This is a genomic window from Microbispora sp. KK1-11 (assembly GCF_006874435.1).
GTDB classification, from domain to species: Bacteria; Actinomycetota; Actinomycetes; order Streptosporangiales; family Streptosporangiaceae; genus Microbispora; species Microbispora catharanthi.
The window spans coordinates 1-824 of the sequence record NZ_VIRJ01000111.1; the positions used below are offsets into that span (position 1 = coordinate 1).

General features: G+C 68.9%; 1 protein-coding gene. It reads left to right on the top strand.

The features are described from left to right. Positions 1-824 (top strand): IS5 family transposase gene (locus FLW16_RS46430; RefSeq protein WP_396687280.1). Its coding sequence is split into 2 segments (ribosomal slippage), with 822 coding nucleotides annotated over them: positions 1-264 and positions 267-824; the frame shifts between segments, so codons are not numbered across the junction. This gene is flagged as partial in the annotation.

The following is an 824-nucleotide window of genomic DNA, read 5'->3' on the forward strand; positions in this document are numbered from 1 at the left end:
CACCGCACGGTCATCAACGGCGTGCTGTACCGGGCGCGGACCGGAGTGCCGTGGCGGGACCTGCCAGAACGCTTCGGACCGTGGCTGACGGTGTACAAGCGGCATCGCCGCTGGTCAGCTGACGGAACCTGGGCGCATCTGCTCGCGCAGGTCCAGGCCGTCCAGGATGCCGAGGGCGAGATCGACTGGCAGGTGTCGGTCGACTCGACCACGGCTCGGGCTCATCAGCATGCGGCCGGAGCGCGTAAAACACCTCCGCCTGCGGTCCCTGCGGCAAAGGGGGCGCGCGGCGGGACAAAGCGGGGCGATCCGGCGTTGCTGAGCTTGTCCGCCCGCCTGGCGGAGGTGGTCCAGCAGGTGAATGTCTAGGGCGTTCACGCGGAGGTCTCACCACAAAGATTCACCTGTCCGCCGACGGCCGTTGCCGGCCACTGTCGCTGGTGCTCACCCCGGGCCGGCATGGCGACAGCCCGCAGTTGCAGGCGGTGCTGGAGAAGATCTCAGTGCCCCGGCTCGGGCCCGGCCGTCCTCGCAGCCGGCCGGACAGCGTCAGCGCGGACAAGGCCTACAGCTCACGCGCGAACCGCTTCTACCTGCGGCGGCGCGAGATCCCGCACACCATTCCCGAGCCTCGTGACCAGCGGGACAATCGCCGCAGGCGCGGCTCGGCCGGTGGACGCCCGACGGGGTTCGACAAAGAGCGCTACAAGAAGCGCAACGTTGTCGAGCGGGCGATCAACCGGCTGAAGAACTTCCGGGCTGTGGCCACCCGCTACGACAAGCGCGCTTACATCTATCTCGGCACCGTGACCGTGGCAGCCCTG